Source organism: Lysobacter niastensis, from assembly GCF_031457115.1.
Classification (GTDB): domain Bacteria; phylum Pseudomonadota; class Gammaproteobacteria; order Xanthomonadales; family Xanthomonadaceae; genus Lysobacter_J; species Lysobacter_J niastensis_A.
Window position 1 is genome coordinate 1,411,290 of the sequence record NZ_JAVDVY010000001.1, and the last position, 18,672, is coordinate 1,429,961.

Here is an 18,672-nt window from a genome sequence, read left to right on the forward strand (position 1 = left end):
CTCGCGCCAAAGCACGCGCCCGATGCAGGCGCGACTTTACCGCTTCCCGGGTGATATGGAGCCGCGGTGCCATTTTCGAACCCGACCATGTTGCGCACGTCGCGTGACCCGCACATAAGCCAAGAGTTGGGGGATACGGACAAAGATTCGGCGCGGATGGGCATCCGCGCCGTCAGGTTTACTACGTGTTCAGTTTTGTGGCCTCGGCGTCAACGCCTGTCACGGCGTGACGGTCGTGCTGCTGTCGTCGCGCTTCTCGCGCGGGGGCAGCAGTTCTTCGCCCTTGACCAGGAACCAGACGTTCTCGGCGATGTTGGTGGCGTGGTCGCCGATGCGCTCGATGTTCTTGGCCATGAACAGAAGATGCGTGCAGGCGGTGATGCTGCGCGCGTCCTCCATCATGTAGGTGAGCAGTTCGCGGAACAGCGCCGTATAGGCGACGTCGATATCGGCGTCGCGGGCGCGCACACGCTGTGCCGCCTCGATGTCGCTGTCACGATAGGCCTGCATCACATCGCGGACCTGCTGGACGGCGAGGGCGCCGATGGCCTGCAGGCCGCTGACGTGCGGCAGCGGCGGCAACAGGTTGAGCGCGGTGGAGCGCTTGGCGACGTTGGCGGCGTAATCGCCGATGCGCTCGATGTCGGCGGTGATGCGGATCGCGGCCAGAATCTCGCGCAGGTCGCGCGCCATCGGTCCGCGCAGCGCCAGCTTCATGACGTCGTGGCTGACTTCCTGCTCCAGCGCATCGATCGCCTCGTCGTTGGCGATGATGCGCTCGGCGGCCTTGTCGTCGCGTCGCTGGACGACGTCGAGCGCGGCCTGCAGCTGCGCGGCGGCCATCTCGCCCATGCGCAGGGTTTCGTTGAGGAGTCGGCGCTGCTCTTCGTCGTAGCTTTTGACGATGTGATCGTGCATTGGATTGCCCATGTCTGGTGTCCTGTCGGTTACGTCGCTAGACGCATCTGCTCCGCCGTCCATGGCGGAAACGTGCCGGCTTCGGGTCCGGCCCGGCCATCCATGGCCGGGGCGTTCGGCAGGCCGCGCGGCAGTGCCGCGCAAGCGGCCTGCGTCACCCAAATCGACCGGTGATGTAGTCCTCGGTCTGCTGCTTGGTCGGGTTGGAGAAGATCGTCTCGGTGCTGCCGTGTTCGACCAGGTCGCCCAGGTACATGAAGGCGGTGTAGTCCGACACGCGCGCCGCCTGCTGCATGTTGTGGGTGACGATGGCGATCGTATAGTCCTTCTTCAACTCCTCGATCAGCTGCTCGATGCGGCTGGTGGAGATCGGGTCGAGCGCCGAGGTCGGTTCGTCGAGCAGCAGCACGTCCGGTCGCAGCGCCACGGCGCGGGCGATGCACAGGCGTTGCTGCTGGCCGCCCGACAGGCCCAGCGCGCTCTGGCCGAGCTTGTCCTTGACCTCGTCCCACAGCGCGGCCTGGCGCAGCGCGTGCTCGACGCGCTCGTTCATCTCGCTCTTGGACAGCTTCTCGTGATGGCGGATGCCGTAGGCGATGTTCTCGAAGATCGTCATCGGGAACGGCACCGGCTTCTGGAACACCATGCCGACCTTGCTGCGCAGCCGGTTCATCGGGTACTTCGGGTCGAGGATGTTCTGCCCGTCCAGCAGCACCTCGCCGCGCGCTTCGAGTTTCGGATACAGCGCGTAGATGCGGTTGAAAATGCGCAGCAGGGTCGACTTGCCGCAACCGGAGGGCCCGATCAGCGCGGTCACGCGCTTTTCCGGGATCTCCAGGTCGATGTCCTTCAACGCATGGAACTTGTCGTAGTAGAAGTTGAGACCGCGAGCGGCGAGCTTGACCGGCGCTGCGACGGCGAGTTCTCGCTGCGTGGTGGCGACACTGAGGCGGGCGTCGTTCATGGACGGAGTCCGGGAGATGTTAGTCATGGCTGATCTTGTTGCGCAGCACGATGGAACGGGCCACCAGGCTGACGATGAGGACGAAGACGGTGAGCACCAGCGCGCCGGCCCAGGCCAGCACCTGCCAGGACTCGTACGGGCTGCCGGCGAACTGGTTCATCACCACCGGAACGCTCGCCATCGGTTGCAGGACGTTGGCGTTCCAGTACTGGTTGCCGAACGCGGTGAACAGCAGCGGAGCGGTTTCGCCGGAGATGCGGGCCAGCGCCAGCAGCACGCCGGTGACGATGCCGGCCGATGCGCTGCGGTACAGCACCTCCACGATCACCTTCCACTGCGGCACGCCCAGCGACAACGCGGCTTCGCGCATCTGCGCCGGCACCAACCGCAGCATCTCGTCGGTCGTGCGCACGACCACCGGCAACACGATGAAGGCCAGCGAGATGGCGCCGGCCAGCGCCGAGAAGTTGCCGCCGGTCTGCATCACTACCAGCGTGTAGACGAACAGGCCGAGCACGATGGACGGAGCCGACAGCAGGATGTCGTTGACGAAGCGGACCACGATGCCGATCTTGCGGGCGTTGCCGTACTCGGCCAGCCAGGTGCCTGCAGCGATGCCGAGCGGCGTGCCGATCAGGATCGCGATCACGCACATGACGGCGCTGCCGAAGAAGGCATTCATCAGGCCGCCTTCCTGCATCGGCGGCGGCGTGCTCTGGGTGAACAACGCCCAGTTGATGCCGCCCAGCCCCTTGGACACCAGCGTCCACAGGATCCAGCCCAGAAAGAACAGGCCGAACAGCGCCGCGGCGCAGGCGAGGGTGACCGAGATGGCGTTGACGATGCGACGGTTGCGATACAACGCATCGGCCGTTTTGATCTCTTTATCGGTGGCGACCATTAGTTGCCCTCCTTGCGCGACAGTTGCATCAGCATCAGGCGGGCAACGGCCAGCACGACGAAGGTCACGATGAACAACACGAAGCCGAGCAGCAGCAGCGCCGAGCGGTAGGTTTCGGTGGCTTCGCCGAAGTCGTTGGCGATCAGCGCAGCGATGGTCGTGCCCGGTTCGAGCAGCGAGGCCGAGAAGTTGACACTGTTGCCGATCACGAACGCCACGGCCATGGTCTCGCCCAGGGCGCGGCCGAGGCCGAGGAAGATGCCTCCGATCACCGCCGAGCGGGTGTAGGGCAGGACGATGTCCCAGCTGACTTCCCATTTCGTCGAGCCCAGCGCATAGGCCGATTCCTTCAATCGCGTCGGCACGGTCAGGAAGACCTCGCGCATCACCGAGGAAATGAACGGGATCACCATGATCGCCAGCACGATGCCGGCGGTGAGCATGCCGATGCCCAGCGGCGGCCCCTGGAAGAACTTGCCGATCAGCGGCCAGGTGCCGACGTTGTCGTTGAGCCACGGGGTCACGTACTCGGTCATCACCGGGACCAGCACGAACAGACCCCACATGCCGTAGATGATCGACGGGATGCCCGCGAGCAGTTCGATGGCCGTGCCGATCGGGCCACGCGCCCAGCGCGGTGCGACCTCGGTCAGGAAGAAGGCGATGCCGAAGCTCACCGGTACCGCGATCAGCATCGCGATCATCGCCGTGACGACGGTGCCGTAGATCGGCACCAGCGCGCCGTACTTGTTCTCGACGGGGTTCCACTCGGACGTGATGAAGAAGTCCAGGCCGGTCGTGGCCAGCACCTCGCGGCCACCCCACAACATCGACAGGGCGGCGCTGGCGAGCGCGAACAGCACGAACACGACGGTGCCGATCAGCACATAGCGGAACAGCCGGTCGTTGCGCGCGTCTTTGTCGTCGCGCCGGCTGTCGATGGCGTTGGCGGGGAGGGTGGTGGAGGTCATGGGGGAGGAATTGAGGGCCTGTTACTCGTCATCCCCGCATGAGCGGGGATCCATTTGCGCTTTCATGCGGTTGCCATCGGGTTCATGGCAACTGCGCCGTGGATCCCCGCCTGCGCGGGGAAGACGTTCTGGCAAAGCCGCGCGCAGCGCGGGCCAGAACGTCACTTGAATTCCGCTGCCCAATACGCTTCCACCTGCTGCACCAGTTCCGCGGGCAACGGTACGTAGTCGAGTGCCTGGGCCTGGTTCTGGCCGTTCTCGAACGCCCACCTGAAGAAGGCGATCGTGTCGGCGCTGCGCTTGGCGTCCTTGGGCTGCTTGTACATCAGGATGAAGTTGGTGGCGGCGATCGGCCAGGCGTCCGCGCCGGAGGCATTGGTGATCACCAGATTGAAGTCCTTGGCGTTCTTCCAGTCAGCGGCGGTTGCCGCGGCCTGGAACGACTTGGCGTTGGGCTGCACCCAGTTGCCGGCGGCGTTGCGCAGCGAGGCGTAGGCCATCTTGTTCTGCGCCGCGTAGGCCAGCTCGACGTAACCGATCGAGCCCTTGATCTGCTTCACGTACGAGGCCACGCCCTCATTGCCCTTGCCGCCCACGCCGCCCGGCCACTTCACCGAGGTGCCTTCGCCGATCCTGGCCTGCCACTCCGGGCTGACCTTGCTCAGGTAGTTGGTGAAGTTGAAGGTCGTGCCCGAACCGTCGGAGCGGTGGACGATGTTGATCTTGGTCGCCGGCAGCGCGACGCCGGGGTTGAGTGCAGCGATGGCGGGGTCGTTCCAGGTCGTCACCTTGCCGAGGAAGATGTCGGCCAGCAGCGGGCCGGTCAGGCGCAGCTTGCCGGCTTCGATGCCTTCCAGGTTGGCCACCGGCACCACGCCGCCGATGGCCGACGGGAACTGGCCCAGGCCGGCAGCCGCCAGATCTTCGGACGACAGCGGCTTGTCGGAGGAACCGAAATCGACGGTCGCGGCCTTGATCTGGGCGATGCCGCCGCCGGAGCCGATCGACTGGTAGTTGACCTTGGCGCCGGTGGCCTTGTTGTAGTCGTCCGACCACTTCGAGATCAGCGGATAGATGAAAGTCGCGCCGGCGCCGGTGATCTGAGCGGCGACCTGGTCGCCTGCCTGGGCCGGAGCGGTGGCGGCGCTGCCCTCGGGCGCGGCAGTCTGCGCGTCGCCTGAAGGCTTGCAGGCGGCCAGGGGCAGGGTCAGGGCGAAGGCGAGGGCGGCGAGACGGGCCGACGACGGGTTCATGCGCAACTCCGGGGGTGGGTAAACCGGGCTCCAGCCCGGGCTGCGCCATTGGATGATCTTTTTGTTACACCCCGATGACATCGAACGGTCACATTTCTGTAGCGTCCGTCCGGGCAAGAAAAAAGCGGGCCCGCAGGCCCGCTTTGTTCAGGTTCGGCTGCTGGCCGGATGGCTCAGTAGTTCATGTTCGCCGACCAGTACGTCTCGATCTGCTGCACCAGGGCGTCCGGCAGCGGGACGTAGTCCAGCGCCTTGGCCTGGGTGTCGCCATTGGCGTAGACCCAGCGGAAGAATTCCTTGGCGTTCTTGGCGCCGTCGGCGTTCTTGGGCTGCTTGTACATCAGGATGAAGTTGGTGGCGGTGATCGGCCAGGCGTTGGCGCCCGGGGCGTTGGTCATCACCAGGTAGAAGTCCTTGGCGTTGCCCCATTCGGCGCTGGCGGCAGCGGCCTGGAAGGTCTCGTCGGAAGGCAGCACGAAGTTGCCGGCGGCGTTCTTCAGGCGCGAGTAGGCCATCTTGTTCTGCAGCGCATACGACAGCTCGACGTAGCCGATGCCGCCCTTGATCTGCTTGACGTAGGCGGCGACGCCTTCATTGCCCTTGCCACCGATGCCGAGCGGCCACTTCACGGCGGTTCCTTCGCCGACCTGCGACTTCCATTCCGGGCTGACCTTGGACAGGTAGTTGACGAAGTTGAAGGTGGTGCCCGAGCCGTCCGAGCGGTGCACGACGGTGATCTTCGCGTCGGGCAACTGCACGCCGCCGTTGAGCGCGACGATGCGGGGATCGTTCCACTTGGTGACCTTGCCGAGGAAGATGTCGGCCAGCACCGGGCCGTCGAGCTTCATCGCGCCCGAGGCCACGCCCGGCACGTTGACGACCGGCACCACGCCGCCGATCACCGACGGAAACTGGGCCAGGCCGAACTTGGCCAGCTCTTCGGGCTTGAGCGGGGCGTCGGAGGAGCCGAAGTCCACGGTCGCGGCCTTGATCTGGGCGATGCCGCCGCCGGAACCGATCGACTGGTAGTTGACGCGCTTGCCGGCAGCCTTGGCGTAGTCGGCCGACCACTTCGACATCACCGGGTAGACGAACGAAGCGCCTGCGCCGGTGACATCGGCGGCCTGCGCGTTGGCGACGAACGCAGTGGCGAGCGCCAGCGTCGCGAAGCGGACATGGATGGATTTGAACACGATGGTCTCCTGGAGAGAGGCGACGGACTGCGTCCGCCTGCCGCGCATTTCATAACGGTTGGATGACAGCCCCGAGTCCAGAGAATGACAGCCGTGTGACAACGTCTAGGCCGTTCACGGCCGCAACAAAAAGGGGCGCGGCGAAGGCCGCGCCCCGAAATGAAGCTGAGGATCAGGGGGAGGGAGATGCTTACGAGTACGGATGCTTACCAGTAGAACTGGACGCGGGCCTCGAGGATGTCCGGGTTGTCGTCGATCTCGCGATTGACCAGGACATTGTTGTCGGCCGGATTGACAGCGTACGGAGCGGCCGGCGTGCGAACGAAGTAGCGCGAGCTGTCGACCTTGACGTAGTTCAGCATGAACTTGAAATTGGAGCGCCAGTACCAGTTGACGCCAACCGTCCAGGTGTCCATCTCGCCGCCGAGCACGCCGTCGACGCGCGAGGCCGCCGTCGGAGTGGTGCCGGGGATCGCGGTGCCGTCGTTCAGATCGATCGTGTCGTAGCGCAGGCCGACCTGCCACATGCCGGAACCGGGGTTGTCGGGCAACGGAGTGGTGGGTACGCCGTCCTTGTAGCCCCAGGTCTCGCCGGTGATGTTCCACAGGCCGCTGACGTACCAGCTGTTGCCGTCGAAGTCGTGCGACTGCAGTGCGTTGCCGTTGAAGTAGCGCTCGACCTTGGACTGCATGTACTCGCCCTGCAGCTTGACCGGGCCGGTCACCCACATCGCTTCGCCGCCGATGGTCTTCTGGCGATCGGCGTTGGTCATGTTGCCGGTGTCGACCAGGCGCTGGCCGGCCAGGTCGGCATCAGGACGTGCGCGCAGGCGCACGGTGTCCTGGAAGGTGTCGTAGTCGACGTACGACAGACCGAAGTGCAGGATGCTGCCCTTGTCGTTGAGTGGTGCCCAGTTGCCGCGCACACCGTAGCCCGGGCCGTGCGGCGTGGGGGCCGGATGCTCGGTCAGCTCACGGGTGAAGTAGCTGGCGGTCACGCCCCAGTCGTTGTCGCCGTAACGGTAGGCGGCGCCGAGGCGGCGGGCCACACCGAAGGTGTTGGTGACCATCGCCTTGGAGATGAAGTCGTTGTTCTTGGTCGAGGACAACTCTTCCAGGCTGTTGGGCTGCTTGAACTGGCCCAACTGGAAGAAATGGTTGCCGTTGCCGCCGAGCTTGTACTTGGCGTTGACGTCCAGCCACTTGTCGGCCTTGGCGTCGTAACCGATGACCCATTCGAAGTTGCCCGGGCCCTTGCCCTTCAGCACCAGCTCGGCGCGACGCATTTCGTTGTCGGCGCTCGTGCCGTCGGGGGAGTCGCCATTGAGGTTGGCGAAGTCGCTGTTGAAATCGTTGTAGTCGGCCTGGACCAGGCCTTCGAACGAGATCTCGGAACCGCCGATGACATCGAGAGCGATTTCGGCGTGCGCGGCCGGCGCGACCACTGCGGCGAGCAGCGCGACGGACAGGGTGCTGCGGGACAGTTTCATGGGAGGGTGCCCTGAGGCGTTGGAAGATGCGCGCAGACTAGGACGTGAAGATTGCGTAAATATGACAGGGCTGACTTATTTCCCTGTCATGACGGGTGTATGACCGCCAGGGCTTTTCGCCTTATTCGGCAAGGGTTGCCGGGTCGCCGGGTGTCTTTTCCTTGAAACGGCACAGGTCGCGGATCGCGCAATGCGGGCAGTCCGGCTTGCGCGCCTTGCATACGTAACGCCCGTGAAGGATCAGCCAGTGGTGGGCGTCGTGCAGGTAGGCCGGCGGCACCACCTTCACCAGGCCGTCCTCGACCGCGCGCACGTCCTTGCCCGGGGCCAGCCCGGTCCGGTTGGCGACCCGGAAGATATGAGTGTCGACCGCCATGGTCGGCTCGCCGAAAGCGGTGTTGAGCACCACGTTGGCGGTCTTGCGACCCACGCCGGGCAGGGCCTCGAGCGCGGCACGCTCGCGCGGCACTTCGCCGCCGTGGTGTTCGATCAGTTGCTCGGCCATCGCCACCACGTTGGCGGCCTTGGTGTTGTACAGGCCGATGGTAGAGATGTAGGGCTTCAGCCCCTCTACGCCCAGCGCCGCGATCTGCTGCGGTGTATTGGCGACCGGGAACAGTTTGCGCGTGGCCTTGTTGACGCCGACGTCCGTGGCCTGCGCCGAAAGCGTCACTGCGACCAGCAGCTCGTACGGCGTGCGGAACTCCAGTTCCGTGGTGGGCTTGGGATTGAGTGCCTTCAGCCGCGAGAACATCTCCTCGATCTGCGCGGCGGACAACAGGCTGATGCGGCGGCGTCCGACCGGTTTCTTCTTCCTGACGACAGGGGTCATGGCTTGTGGCGTTCCGCGGCTTTGGCTCGTGCCCGCGCGAGTGCGGCGGCAGCAGCGGACGGCAGGGCTGGCCGGGCAGGCTCGGTTACACCGGTGCCGGTATCGCTCCCGGCACTGGGGGCAGCGGGTCGTGCGGTTTGCCGCTGCCTGTCGCGCTCGGCCTGGCGGCGTTGCAGGCGGGCTTCGCGAGCGCGGTGCCGTTCGCGGGCAGCGAGGGCGGTGAGCCGCACTTCGCGTGCCTCCAGCAGGCGCGACCGACAAGACGCGTCGCAGCCCTCGCAGGCCACGTTTTCGAGCAATCCCAGTTCGATCGCCCGGTCCAGGTCGTCCGCGGCCAGCGCCGCGACAATCGCGTGCGCGGCCGCGCCCTGCGGCGACCTGCAACCGCACAGGCAGTTCGGCAAGGAGGACGCCGTCGCGGTCACTGGCCGGAGAAGGCGGGCTTGCGCCGTTCCAGGAAAGCGGCCGTGCCCTCGCGCATGTCCTGGGTGGAGAACATCAGGCCGAACTGCGCGGTCTCGTACTCCAGGCCTTCCTCGATGCCGCATTCGCCACCGACGTTGACGCAGTCCAGCACGCCGCGCAGGGCCAGCGGCGCCGAGTTGGCAAGCTGGTCGGCGAGTTTCATCGTCTCGGCCTCCAACTCCGCCGCCGCGACCACGCGGTTGACGATGCCCAGTTCGCGGGCGCGGACGGCATCGACCGGCGTGCCCACCAGGCACAGCTCCAGCGTGGCCGCGCGCCCGGCCAGGCGCAGCAGGCGCTGGGTGCCCCCGAAACCGGGAATCAGGCCCAGGTTGATTTCGGGCTGGCCGACCTTGGCGGTATCGGCGGCGATGCGCAGATGGCAGCCCATCGCCAGTTCCAGGCCGCCGCCCAGGGCGAAGCCGTTGACCATGGCGATCACGGGTTTGGGCATTTTCTCGATCCGGCGCATCAGCTTCTGCCCGCGCAGCGAGAAGTCCCGGCCCTGCACGGGAGTCAGCGTGTTCATCTCGGCGATGTCCGCCCCGGCGACGAAGGCCTTGGCGCCGGCGCCGGTCAGGACCACGCAGCGCACGGCCGGTTCGGCCGCGGCTGCCTCGAAGGCGGCCCGCAGCGCGTCCAGGGTGGCGGCATTGAGCGCATTCAGCTTGTCAGGGCGGTTGACGGTGATCCGGCGCACGGCGCCATGGTCGGTGGTCAGGACGGGCGATTCGGACATGGGGATTCCTGAAGATTGGCGAGGCCTGCCCCTGCCGCGGAACTTCAAGCGGGGCGAGGAGTCTAGGAGGGCGGTGTCAGTGGCGATTAAGCCGGGGCACCGTTATCCTAGCGCGTCCATCCGGGCGGGTTCGACCGCCCCGATCCATCACGGAGATTCACCGAATGAAGTTGCGTTTGATTGCTGCCGCCGTCGCGGCCCTGGCACTGACCGCCGGCAACGCCGTCGCGCAGGACACTTCGACCGAGAAGGGCAAGCTCAGCTATGCCCTCGGTTACGACCTGGGTCGCAACGCGATCGAAAGCGGTGAACAGGTCGATGTGAACACCATCGTCAAGGGCCTGCAGGACGGCTATGGCAAGAAGCAGCCTGCCGTGCCGGTCGAGCAGCTGCGCACTGCCGTGCAGAACATGCAGCAGCGCCAGCAGGCCAAGGCCAAGGCCGCGTGGGACAAGGCCGCCGCCGAGAACAAGACCAAGAGCGATACCTTCCTCACCCAGAACAAGGCCAAGGCCGGCGTGAAGAGCCTGCCGAGCGGCGTGCAGTATCGCGTTGTCGAGAACGGCACCGGCGCCAAGCCGACCCAGACCAACACCGTGCAGCTGGAAGTCGCCGGTCCCTACGCCTGGGGCGAACGTCCGCAGCAGGCGCGTCCGGCGCAGAACATCCAGGCCATCAAGGTCAGCGAGATCGAAATGCCCGCCATGCGCGAAGCGCTGCTGCAGATGCCGGCCGGTTCGAAGTGGGAAATCACGCTGCCGCCGGACAAGGCCTACGGCGCCGATCCGCGCACGCCGTTCCCGCCGAACGTGGCCGTGCAGTTCGAAGTCAAGCTGGTCAGCGTCAAGTAAGTCCAGCGAAATCCATCCTGTTGCGCCGGCTTGCCGGCGCAACTTTTTTCTGGCGCCGCGATACGCGATGCCGGGCAAGGCCGCCCCAGGGCCGTGGTCGTGCTACATGAACTTTCCCTTCCGCGCCGTGCTGAGCCCTTGCATCGGCGTTTGCAGTCTCGCCGACGATGGGCTGTGCGAAGGCTGCCATCGCACCTCCTCCGAGATCGCCCGCTGGTCGCAGATGAACGACGACGAGCGCCTGCAACTGATGGAAAACGTCCTGCCGGGACGCGAAGCGCGCCGCTGAATCCATGACGCCTCCCGTCTCCGACCGCCCCGACCTGATGGCTGCGCTGCATCCTCTGTCGCAGGTGCCGGATGGGCCGGTGTGGAACCGGGCCGAGCTGGCCGATTTCATCGCCCCGGATACCGCGCTGATCGAGGCGGCGGTGCTGGTGGGGCTGGTGCCGCGCGAGACGGGAACGAGCGTGCTGCTGACCCGCCGGACTGACCTGCTGCGCCATCATGCGGGACAGGTGAGCTTCCCCGGCGGCCGCGTCGAATCCGACGACGCCGACGTGGTGGCCGCAGCCGTGCGTGAGGCGGGCGAGGAGATCGGCCTGTCGCCGACGCAGGTCGTGCCGCTGGGATACCTGGACCCGTTGGCGACCATCACCGGCTTTCGCGTGACGCCGGTGGTGGCGACGATCGCCAGAGACTTTGTCGCCCGGCCCGATCCGGACGAAGTGGCCGAGGTGTTCGAAGTGCCGCTTTCCTTCGTGCTGACCCCGTCCAACCTGGTGGCCAGGACGGTCGAACTGCGCGGAAGGCCGCGTCATGTGCTGGAATTCGTGAACTGGGAAGTGTCCACCCAGCGTATCTGGGGGGTCACCGCGTCGATTCTGTGGAACCTGCGTGTTCGCCTGGGGGGCGAGGGTTCCCAACTCTAAGGGGATCATGATGGGCGGTTGGACGAATCTGGTGCAGGCGGAAACCCTGGCGATCGCGTTGAGTCGCCCGGATCTGGCAATCATCGATTGCCGTTATTCACTGGCAGCGCCGGGCGCTGGCGAAGCCGGCTTCCTTCAGGGGCACATTCCGCACGCGGTCTACGCGCATCTGGACCGCGACCTGTCCGACATGGGCAAGGTCGGGCAGGGCCGGCATCCGTGGCCGGAGGTGAGCGATTTCACCGCGAAGCTGGGCGCATGGGGCATCGGCCCCGAACACCAGGTCGTTGCCTACGACGACGGCGACGGCGCGTATGCGGCGCGCCTGTGGTTCCTGCTGCGCACGCTGGGCCATGAGAAGGTCGCGGTCCTCGATGGCGGCTGGGCACGCTGGACCGCATTGGGCCTGCCGGTCGACACGCAGCATCGTGCGCCGGCGCCAAGGCGCTATGCCGCCGCCGAGTTCGACCGCTCGCGCCTGCTCGATGCGGAGCAGGTGCAGGCCCGTCTTGAAGCTGGCGAGCTGCTGCTCGACGCGCGCGCTGCGCCGCGCTTTCGCGGCGAAACCGAACCGCTCGACCGCGTTGCCGGACATGTGCCCGGTGCGCGCAACCGCCCTTACGCGGACAACCTCGTCGAAGGCCGCTTCAAGACCGCGGCGCAGCTCGCCGATGAATTCCGCGCCGTGCTCGAAGGTCGCGCGCCGGATCAGGCCATCATGATGTGCGGCTCCGGCGTGACCGCGTGCCATCACCTGCTGGCGATGGAACGTGCGGGCCTGCGAGGAGCGCGCCTTTTCACCGGTTCGTGGAGTGGCTGGATCGCCGACCCGCAGCGTCCCATCGCCACCGGCGAGGCGTGAAAGAAGTCACGCTGTAACCTGGCCGTAACCATTCGAGCCGATCCTTGCGCGGTTTTCGCACAGGGGAGTGCGCGCGATGTTGCGTGCGATTGGCTTTGCATTGGTTTCGCTTTGCTTACTTGCCGCTACGCCGGCGCATGCGCAGGACGACAGCGTCGAGCGGGTGCGCATCCGCGGCTCGCAGACGCTGGCGAGCGGTTTGGTTCCGGCGGTCGCGTCATCCTGGCTGCGCGATATCGGTTACGGCGATCTTCGGGTAGTGCGCAAAGGGGCGGCGCTCACGGAAATCCACGCGGTGCGCGATGACGTGCCATTGATCGTCGAGATCGGTGCCAGCAGTTCCGCGCAGGGCTTCACCGATCTGGTCGACGGCAATACCCAGGTTGCGATGATGACGCGCCGCCCGTCCCCCGCCGAGCTCGACGCAGGATGGCAGTTGGGCGATCTGGCCTCGCAGGACCAGGAATTCGTGCTGGCCCTCGATGGCGTGGCCGTCGTGGTCAACCAGCGAAATCCGATCGCCGGACTGAGCCTGGCGCAACTGCAGCGGATCTTCGCCGGACAAGTGCGTGACTGGCGCGAAGTGGGCGGTGTCGCGGGCGCACTGAAGCTGCACATGGCGCAGCGTCCCGGTGCCGCGCAGGACTTGATGGGCGAGCGCGTGATGCGCGGCGTACGCTGGGCTCCGGCACAGAAGCACGGCGACGTGCGCGGCCTCCTGGCGGCCGTGGGAGCTGACGAGCGGGCCATTGGATTTGTCGATTTGCAACAGGTGCTGCCGGCCGGCGTTCGCCCGGTCGCGTTGTCCGACGGCGGTCGCGCCATCGCGCCGACGCAGGTCGCGGTGATGAGCGAGGACTATCCGCTGACGCGCCGGCTGTATCTGTACGGAAGCCAGATGATGGGCGCGCTGGCGCGCAGTTTCGCGCTGTACGCCATGACGCTCCCGGGCCAGCACGCGGTCGAGCGCGCTGGCTATCGCGCGGTCACTCTCCGTCCGGGCCGCGCCTTGGCCACGCAGGCCGGGCCCGTGGATTACCGGCAGCTCGTGCGCGATGCCGTCCGGATCCCTCTGAGCCTGCGTTTCAACTTCGCAGGCAACAACGACAGCGGCGTGGCGGCGAGCGTCTACGACAGTCGCTCCGTGCGCGATATCGAGCGCCTGGCTGCATTGATGCGGCAACCTGGGCTGAGCGATCGCAGCCTGATCGTGATCGGCTTCGCCGACGTGGGCGCCGGCTCGCCGGCCGCCGCGATGATGATGAGCAACGACCGCGCCGACCTGGTCGCGCACGAATTGATGGCATTGGGATTACGGGTGGTGCACGCCCGCGGCATGGGCGCGCTGTTGCCGCTGATGCGTTCCGCGGGCGATGCCCGTTACCGCAACGAGCGCGTGGAAATCTGGCTGCGCTGAGCGGTGCCCGGCCTGGCGCCGCGTCATCGCGGCATCAGGCCTTGCCGAGCTTGGCGATGAGCGCGTGCAACGCGGCCTGCGTGCCGGCGTCGTACCAGGCCGAAATGAATCGGTCGAGACCGATATTCCGCGGTTGGAGGGCTTCGATCATGTCGGCGCGGGCGACTGCACGCGTCTGCAGCATCGCCTGCGACGGCAGGGTCAACAGCTGCTCCAGCCACGTGCGCGCGCGCTGTGCGACGGCTTCGATTTCGACCAGTTCGTCCACCAGGCCCAAGCGCAAGGCTTGTTCGGACTCGACCATTTCTCCGGCCACCAGCAGGCGCTCGGCACGGTACGGTCCGATCACGCGACGCATCAGCCGCTGGATGCCTTCCGGCGCGACCAGCCCCACCTGGGTTTCGTTCAGGCCGATGCGGAACGGCCCCGACGCCATGACGCGGTAGTCGCAGCACAGCGCCAGCACGCAGCCACCGGCGGGCGCGTGGCCCGCGATGGCCGCCACGACCGGTATCGGGCACGTGGCCAGCACCATGGCCGCGTCGAAGAAGACCTCCCAAGCCAGCGTCAGCGCATGGCGGTCCTCGCCGAGCGACAGCAGGTGTGGGACGTCGAGCCCCGCGGAGAAAACATTAGGGCCGCCGGCCAGCACGATGCCGCGCGCGCCTTCCGCCACCGCCATCGACAGGGCCGAGGCCAGGTCGTGGCACAACGCGGGATTCAACGCATTGACCGGCGGGCGGGCGAGTCTGACTTCGACGATGTCGCCTTGACGCTGGGTTACGACCAGGCTCATGCGGGCTTTCCTTTTCCAGAAGACGGGGGCGTCGACCGGCGATGCCGACGGCGGGCTCCCGGTATCATAGGCCCATGCATTCGATCCGCACCCACTTCGCCGTGCTCGCGCTTGTCGCGGGCTCCCTCGTCGCCACCTCGCCGGTCCGCGCAGGCGAATGCCTTCCGAACGTGCGCGAAGGCTGGGTGCGGATGCCGCCCGCGGCGATGCCGATGATGGCGGGATTCGCAACGATCGAGAACCGCTGCACTGCGCCGGTCACCGTCGTCGGCGTCAGCAGCCCGGCCTTTGCCGACGTGTCCCTGCACGAGACGCGCATCGTCGACGGTGTCAGCCGCATGCGCGCTCTGCCCGAGTTGCGCATTGCCCCGGGCGACGCGGCCACGCTGAAGCCCGGTGGCATGCATCTGATGTTGATGCAGCCGCGCGCCGCCTTGAAGCCGGGCAGCAAGGTGGTAATCGAGTTCGCGCTGAAAGACGGAAAAAAGCTGCTCGGCGAATTCGTGGTGCGCAAGCCCGGCGAATGACGTAGGGCGGGCGTAAGGCGGGCTTGAGCCCGCCGTGCGATCAAGGTGGCCGAGGCCCACCCTACGAACAGGCGACCCGCACGGCTTCCGGCAAAGGCGCGGCGCGGCCGGTATTTCGGTCGATCCACACCATCACCACGTGTCCGTCGCAATAGAGCACTGCGGGATCCTTCGCATCGACGATGCGATGAGCCACGCTCAGGCTGGTGTTGCCCAGCCGCTCGACGAACAATTCGATGGCGACCTCGGCGGGCCATTCGATCGGCCGCCGGTAGTTGAGATTGGCGGCAGCGACGACCGGTGCGACATGGTCGTCCAGGCCCTGGCCAGGCACCGTCATCATCCATTGCAGGCGCGCTTCTTCGAGGTAGCTCAGGTACTGCGAATTGTTGACGTGATTGAACGCGTCCAGGTCGCGCCAGCGCACCGGCAGCGGCACGCGAATCAGCGTGACGGGGGCAGGCGCGGCGTCGGAAGCGCCCGCCGGCTCGACGACGGGTTTGTCCGCGACGGCTACTGCGGTGTTGGCGGCCTTCGCGGCTTTCTTTGCGGCCGGCTTTCGCTTGCGCGCAGCCGGCTTCTTCGTTTTGGGGGAACCGGCGTCACTCATGCGGCGGATTTCTTCTTCTTCGATTTCTGTTGGGAGTCGCCCGGCTTCACGCCCAGCAGCGGCGCCAGGAAACGTCCCGTATGCGAATGCGGCAGCGATGCGATCTGTTCCGGCGTACCGGTCGCCAGGATGGTGCCGCCACGATGGCCGCCTTCCGGCCCGAGGTCGATCACCCAGTCGGCGGTCTTGATGACGTCGAGGTTGTGCTCGATCACGACCACGGTGTTGCCGTCGTCGCGCAGGCGGTGCAGCACCGCGAGCAGGTGCTCGATGTCGTGGAAGTGCAGGCCGGTGGTTGGCTCGTCGAGGATGTACAGCGTGCGACCGGTGTCGCGCCGCGAGAGTTCCTTCGACAGCTTGACGCGCTGCGCCTCGCCGCCGGACAGCGTGGTCGCGCTCTGGCCCAGCTTGATGTAGCTCAGGCCCACGTCCATCAGCGTTTCCAGCTTGCGCGCGATCGCCGGGATGGCCTCGAACAGGCCCAGCGCATCCTCGACGGTCATTTCCAGCACGTCGTTGATGTTGTAACCCTTGTAGAGGATCTCCAGCGTCTCGCGGTTGTAGCGCTTGCCGCCGCATACGTCGCAGGGCACGTACACGTCCGGCAGGAAGTGCATCTCGACCTTGATCAGGCCGTCGCCCTGGCAGGCTTCGCAGCGGCCGCCACGCACGTTGAAGCTGAAACGACCCGGTGAGTAACCGCGAGCGCGGGACTCAGGCACCTGCGCGAACAGCTCGCGCAGCGGTGTGAACAGCCCGGTGTAGGTGGCCGGATTGCTGCGCGGCGTGCGGCCGATCGGCGACTGGTCGATGTCGACCACCTTGTCCCACAGCTCGATGTTCTCGTAGGCGCGATGCGGCGCCGCCGTGTGCGAGGCGCCGTTGAGCTCGTTGGCCGCGATTGCGTACAGCGTGTCGTTGATCAGCGTCGACTTGCCGGAGCCGGACACGCCGGTGACGCAGGTGAACAAGCCGCTCGGAACCGCCAGGTCGACGTCCTTGAGGTTGTTGCCGGTCGCGCCCTGTAAATGGAACGTGGTCTTCGGGTCGGGCTTGAGGCGCTTGGCCGGAATCTCGATGCGCTTCTTGCCGCTCAGGTACTGGCCGGTGAGCGAGCGCGGCGCCTTCAGCACATCGTTGAGCTGGCCGTGCGCGATCACTTCGCCGCCGTGGACGCCCGCGCCCGGGCCGATGTCGACGATGTAGTCGGCCAGGCGGATCGCGTCCTCGTCGTGCTCGACGACGATGACGGTATTGCCCAGATCGCGCAGGCGGGTGAGGGTGCCGAGCAGGCGTTCGTTGTCGCGCTGGTGCAGGCCGATCGACGGCTCATCGAGCACGTACATCACGCCGACCAGGCCGGCGCCGATCTGCGAGGCCAGGCGGATGCGCTGCGCTTCGCCGCCGGACAGCGAGTCGGCCTTGCGTTCCAGGGTCAGGTAATCGAGCCCGACATCGACCAGGAAGCGCAGGCGATCGGTGATCTCCTTGACGATCTTGGTGGCGATCTCGCCGCGCCAGCCGGGAAGGTTGAGGCTCTTGAAGAAGGAGAGCGCCTCGTCGACCGGAAGCACCACGATCTGCGGCAGTTGCTTCTCCGCGACGAACACGTTGCGCGCGGCGCGGTTGAGGCGCGCGCCGCCGCAGTCGGTACAAGCGCGCTCGCTGATGTACTTGGCCAGTTCCTCGCGCACCGCGGCCGATTCGGTTTCTTTGTAGCGGCGCTCCAGGTTGGGCACGATGCCCTCGAAGCGGTGCTTGCGCTGGCTGCGTCCGCCGCTTTCGGTGAGGTAGGTGAAGGGGATCAGTTCCTCGCCGCTGCCGAACAGCACCGCGTCGCGCACCTTGGCGGTCAGCGATTGCCACGGTGCATCGACGTCGAACTTGTAGTGCTTGGCCAGCGACTGGATCAGCTGGAAGTAGTAGGCGTTGCGGCGGTCCCAGCCGCGCACGGCGCCGGCCGACAGCGACAGCTCCGGATGCACGACGACCCGCGACGGATCGAAGAACTGCGCCACGCCCAGGCCGTCGCAGGTCGGGCAGGCGCCCATCGGCGAGTTGAACGAGAACAGTCGCGGCTCGAGTTCCGGCAGCGAGTAATCGCAGACCGGGCAGCTGTACTTGGAAGAGAACAGCAGCGGCGGCGCTTCGGCATTGTCCAGCGACATGACCTGGGCCATGCCGTCGCCCAGCTTGAGCGCGGTCTCGAACGATTCGGCCAGGCGCTGCTTGATGTCCTCGCGCGGCTTGAAACGGTCGATCACGGCCTCGATCGTGTGCTTCTGGCGCAGCGCCAACGGCGGAACCGCGTCGATCTCGTGCAGTTCGCCATCCACGCGCACGCGCACGTAGCCCTGGGCACGCAGTTGCTCGAACACCTGGGCGTGCTCGCCCTTGCGATCGCGGATCACCGGCGCCAGCAGCATGTAACGCTGTTCGGAATCCAGGGCGATGACCTGGTCGACCATCTGGCTGACCGTCTGCGCCTCCAGCGGGTAGCCGTGGTCAGGGCAGCGTGGCGTGCCGACGCGCGCATAGAGCAGGCGCAGGTAGTCGTAGATCTCGGTGATCGTGCCGACCGTCGAGCGCGGGTTGTGCGAGGTCGATTTCTGCTCGATCGAGATCGCCGGCGACAGGCCTTCGATGTGGTCGACATCGGGCTTTTCCATCACCGACAGGAACTGCCGCGCATAGGCCGACAGCGATTCGACATAGCGACGCTGGCCCTCGGCATAGATCGTGTCAAAGGCCAGCGACGATTTGCCCGACCCGGACAAGCCGGTGATCACGATCAGCTTGTCGCGCGGCAGGTCGAGATCGATGTTCTTGAGGTTGTGCGTCCGCGCGCCGCGGATGCGGATGTAGTCCAGCGCCATGGGTGCCTGTGTGGGGTAGGGCGGCCGTCCGTACGACGGCGAACCGATGAGCCTATCGGGTGCCGCCTACGGGGG

Annotated in this window: 17 protein-coding genes and 1 pseudogene; 5 read left to right on the top strand and 13 right to left on the bottom strand. The window is 66.4% G+C overall.

The genetic code is table 11. The annotated features are described in order from the left end of the window. Positions 1-219: 219 nt before the first annotated feature. From phoU to J2X06_RS06505, 10 genes are all read right to left on the bottom strand, one after another. Positions 220-930: a phosphate signaling complex protein PhoU gene (phoU, locus tag J2X06_RS06460; protein ID WP_310059824.1), complete on the bottom strand. Its 711-nt coding sequence runs from the start codon at positions 928-930 to the stop codon at positions 220-222. 142 nt (positions 931-1,072) lie between these two features. Beyond that, positions 1,073-1,882, bottom strand: a complete 810-nt coding sequence (gene pstB / locus J2X06_RS06465; protein WP_310059827.1) for a phosphate ABC transporter ATP-binding protein PstB — start codon at positions 1,880-1,882, stop codon at positions 1,073-1,075. Positions 1,883-1,901: 19 nt separating this feature from the next. Continuing rightward, positions 1,902-2,783, bottom strand: coding sequence for a phosphate ABC transporter permease PstA (pstA, locus tag J2X06_RS06470; protein ID WP_310059831.1), 882 nt, complete (start codon positions 2,781-2,783; stop codon positions 1,902-1,904). After that, the gene (pstC, locus tag J2X06_RS06475) at positions 2,783-3,754 is read right to left on the bottom strand and encodes a phosphate ABC transporter permease subunit PstC (protein ID WP_310059833.1); all 972 of its coding nucleotides are present in this window, start codon (positions 3,752-3,754) and stop codon (positions 2,783-2,785) included. Before pstC ends, pstA begins: the two co-directional genes overlap by 1 nt. 161 nt (positions 3,755-3,915) lie before the next feature. Next, positions 3,916-5,007, bottom strand: coding sequence for a phosphate ABC transporter substrate-binding protein PstS (pstS, locus tag J2X06_RS06480; RefSeq protein WP_310059836.1), 1,092 nt, complete (start codon positions 5,005-5,007; stop codon positions 3,916-3,918). Positions 5,008-5,180: 173 nt separating this feature from the next. After that, complete coding sequence (gene pstS, locus J2X06_RS06485; protein ID WP_430539509.1) at positions 5,181-6,200, bottom strand: phosphate ABC transporter substrate-binding protein PstS; 1,020 nt, start codon at positions 6,198-6,200, stop codon at positions 5,181-5,183. A gap of 206 nt (positions 6,201-6,406) precedes the next feature. Further along, entirely contained in the window at positions 6,407-7,690 is a 1,284-nt protein-coding gene (locus J2X06_RS06490) for an OprO/OprP family phosphate-selective porin (RefSeq protein ID WP_310059839.1), read from the bottom strand. Between the two features lie 121 nt (positions 7,691-7,811). After that, a complete protein-coding gene (nth, locus tag J2X06_RS06495; protein WP_430539510.1) occupies positions 7,812-8,522 on the bottom strand; it encodes an endonuclease III in 711 nt (236 codons plus the stop codon). Further along, positions 8,519-8,926 (bottom strand): hypothetical protein, encoded by a 408-nt coding sequence (locus J2X06_RS06500; protein WP_430539511.1) that lies wholly within the window; start codon positions 8,924-8,926, stop codon positions 8,519-8,521. Before J2X06_RS06500 ends, nth begins: the two co-directional genes overlap by 4 nt. A 17-nt stretch (positions 8,927-8,943) precedes the next feature. Further along, positions 8,944-9,726 (bottom strand): enoyl-CoA hydratase/isomerase family protein, encoded by a 783-nt coding sequence (locus J2X06_RS06505; RefSeq protein ID WP_310059841.1) that lies wholly within the window; start codon positions 9,724-9,726, stop codon positions 8,944-8,946. A gap of 164 nt (positions 9,727-9,890) precedes the next feature. Between J2X06_RS06505 and J2X06_RS06510 the strand changes: the two genes are divergently transcribed. The 4 genes and pseudogenes from J2X06_RS06510 (at position 9,891) to J2X06_RS06525 (ending at position 13,788) form a co-directional block, all read left to right on the top strand. Beyond that, positions 9,891-10,577, top strand: a complete 687-nt coding sequence (locus J2X06_RS06510; RefSeq protein ID WP_310059844.1) for an FKBP-type peptidyl-prolyl cis-trans isomerase N-terminal domain-containing protein — start codon at positions 9,891-9,893, stop codon at positions 10,575-10,577. A 106-nt stretch (positions 10,578-10,683) separates the two neighbouring features. Next, positions 10,684-11,509: pseudogene (locus J2X06_RS06515) on the top strand (CoA pyrophosphatase). Between the two features lie 10 nt (positions 11,510-11,519). Beyond that, positions 11,520-12,371: a sulfurtransferase gene (locus J2X06_RS06520; protein WP_310059847.1), complete on the top strand. Its 852-nt coding sequence runs from the start codon at positions 11,520-11,522 to the stop codon at positions 12,369-12,371. A 76-nt stretch (positions 12,372-12,447) separates the two neighbouring features. Continuing rightward, entirely contained in the window at positions 12,448-13,788 is a 1,341-nt protein-coding gene (locus tag J2X06_RS06525) for a substrate-binding domain-containing protein (RefSeq protein ID WP_310059850.1), read from the top strand. Positions 13,789-13,822: 34 nt separating this feature from the next. Here J2X06_RS06525 and J2X06_RS06530 read toward each other — a convergent pair whose 3' ends face one another. Next, positions 13,823-14,584, bottom strand: coding sequence for an enoyl-CoA hydratase/isomerase family protein (locus tag J2X06_RS06530; protein ID WP_310059854.1), 762 nt, complete (start codon positions 14,582-14,584; stop codon positions 13,823-13,825). A gap of 41 nt (positions 14,585-14,625) precedes the next feature. Here J2X06_RS06530 and J2X06_RS06535 point away from each other — a divergent pair, with 41 nt between their 5' ends. Next, a complete protein-coding gene (locus J2X06_RS06535; protein ID WP_310059857.1) occupies positions 14,626-15,111 on the top strand; it encodes a copper chaperone PCu(A)C in 486 nt (161 codons plus the stop codon). Positions 15,112-15,172: 61 nt separating this feature from the next. Here J2X06_RS06535 and J2X06_RS06540 read toward each other — a convergent pair whose 3' ends face one another. Beyond that, on the bottom strand, positions 15,173-15,721 hold the full coding sequence (locus tag J2X06_RS06540; protein WP_310059860.1) for an acyl-CoA thioesterase: 549 nt from the start codon (positions 15,719-15,721) through the stop codon (positions 15,173-15,175). Further along, positions 15,718-18,597 carry an excinuclease ABC subunit UvrA gene (uvrA, locus tag J2X06_RS06545; protein ID WP_310059861.1) on the bottom strand — a complete coding sequence of 960 codons (2,880 nt, stop codon included), beginning with the start codon at positions 18,595-18,597 and terminating at the stop codon, positions 15,718-15,720. Before uvrA ends, J2X06_RS06540 begins: the two co-directional genes overlap by 4 nt. Between the last annotated feature and the right edge of the window lie 75 nt (positions 18,598-18,672).